Origin of the sequence: Delftia sp. WSY_10 (assembly GCF_043104705.1) — a bacterium.
In the GTDB taxonomy this organism is placed as follows: Bacteria; Pseudomonadota; Gammaproteobacteria; order Burkholderiales; family Burkholderiaceae_C; genus Comamonas; species Comamonas tsuruhatensis.
The window spans coordinates 1-1903 of the sequence record NZ_JBICKY010000024.1 but is presented as its reverse complement, the minus strand read 5'-3'; the positions used below and the strand labels follow the sequence as shown (position 1 = coordinate 1903).

Genomic DNA, 1903 nt, shown 5'->3' with positions numbered 1-1903 from the left:
CTTAGATCAATGTTGGAATGGCTGTCTTGAGAGAAACTAATCACACTACCCCTTCCGGCTTCATCTGTTGGTGATCCACGTTCCCTGCCATTAATGAAGTCTCTTAATTTCCTCTGTACAAAATCGTGAACTACACAGTGGTCTCCTCGTCCTCTGACATACTCAATAATGGGATGAAAGGTCCCTCGATATTTGACGGGGCTGCAGCCATCTGGCAATGGACCTTTGTCGCTGGGAGGATGGCGACTTTCCGCCCATTCTTCCCAAGTCATGCCTTGGGAGAGTCCGGAAGATAAAATTGCCAAGATGAATTTCAGTGATTTAATTTTTATACTGGTTTGCATATGATGCTACTGGGTAAGCAGACGCCTGGATATTTTTCTTCTTGCCCAACGAGCCCTCCAAGAAATTTTTCCCGATTAGAGTTGGCTTGTCTCTCAATGTAGTAGTGCATGTCCTCCTGGTACAGCCCGGTGGGATCGATCCGGTTGAGTGGGTTGCTGCATATGGCCGTCGAATACCTCCATTCCATCAGGGGCTGCCTTTTGAAATGTTTCCACTCTCCGTTGTGGTACTGGCCGCATCCTTGCGCACCGGCAATGTGATCTCTTCAAACACATTGCCTTCGATCACTACGTCCTTGGACTCCAGCAGGTTAATGCCGGCCTGGGGTTCCTCTTCCTTCTTCCTGAACAGTCCGCTGCGCTTCACGATGAAGCGGTTGTTGCGGATGATGGAACCATCGGCATCGCGCAGCTTGAGGATGGCGGGCAATGGGGCCTTGTCGCGCAGGTCCATGTGCACGATGAAGGTGTTGCCCTCCACCAGCGAGCGCGGGCCGTACAGGTAGACGGCGGTGCGGCCATCGACCTCGATGGTGTTGTTGCGCACCACGTTGTCGGAGCCGGCCATGATGACGGCGCGGCCGCCGGATTTGATTTGGAGGTTTTCTGCGGTGTAGAAGGTGGGAGGGAAATAATCCCAAGGGATTTTATTGAATTTTTGGGTTTCGATGTTCCATCTGGAATTTTCTATTACAGGAAAGTCTTCCTCCAGTTTCTCAATTCTATTGCGTGCACCCAATTTAGGAGAAAGTTCTACGCCAATACCCGATAGACCTGGAGTTTCTATTATTCCATTATGAACTCTTAGATTGAAAACTACCTCTCCACCAGATAATATTCCAATGCCGCTATTATTATTAAATGGTCTTCCTGTAACAAGATGTTCTCGCAAATCAAGGTCAGCATTATTACTGTGGTAGAAATCTAAAATTGCACCTCGTGGGTTACCACGTTCTATTCCCCCTTCGATCCAGTCACGCGCTTTACGCTGCACAAAGTCATGAATGACGCAGTGACGGCCAGAACCTTCAAAAGCTTCCGTGATAGGGTAGTAGCCACCTCTATACTTGACGGGCTTGCACCCCTCAGGCAGCGGTCCCTTGTCGCTAGGTGGATGGCGGCGCGCTGCCCATTCTTCCGTCGTGAGTGGTTTCTTGGGGAAAGCTTGGCAGCTTGCAAAGACAATGCAAGCAAAAGCAGAAAAATAGAGAAAAACTATACTTCTTTGCATATTTTACTGCCTGGCAAGCAAACGCCTGGATATTTATGTTCTTGACCTGCAAGGTTTTCTAAGTATTTACCTCTATTTTTCTCTGCCTCTTTTATTTTATATTCATCGCTACCTCCCTTTTTTATATTTATTTCCACAATTCTGGTTTTTTCGCTATTTTCTGTGTTTTTGGTTAGTTTAAGTTTTCCATCCTTAATCAGTTTATTAATGGTCTCTTTCAAAAATCTAGCCTTTCCAGGAAAATCCGCACCCTCTTCCATGATTGCATTGAATCTCTCGAGCACATTCCTGATCTCCTCAAACCCCAGCGCAGGCCTAGTTCCATACG

3 protein-coding genes are annotated in these 1903 nt (G+C 47.3%); all 3 read right to left on the bottom strand.

Annotation, left to right across the window (positions count from 1 at the left end):
* A partial coding sequence (locus ACF8ML_RS12455; RefSeq protein WP_392407143.1) for a hypothetical protein occupies window positions 1–344 on the bottom strand: 344 nt, incomplete at its 3' end.
* Window positions 345–531: 187 nt separating this feature from the next.
* Window positions 532–1575, bottom strand: coding sequence for a right-handed parallel beta-helix repeat-containing protein (locus tag ACF8ML_RS12450; protein ID WP_392407142.1), 1044 nt, complete (start codon window positions 1573–1575; stop codon window positions 532–534).
* Window positions 1560–1903: hypothetical protein (locus ACF8ML_RS12445; RefSeq protein ID WP_392407141.1), on the bottom strand; the 344-nt coding region annotated here is incomplete at its 5' end. The genes ACF8ML_RS12450 and ACF8ML_RS12445, both read right to left, overlap by 16 nt.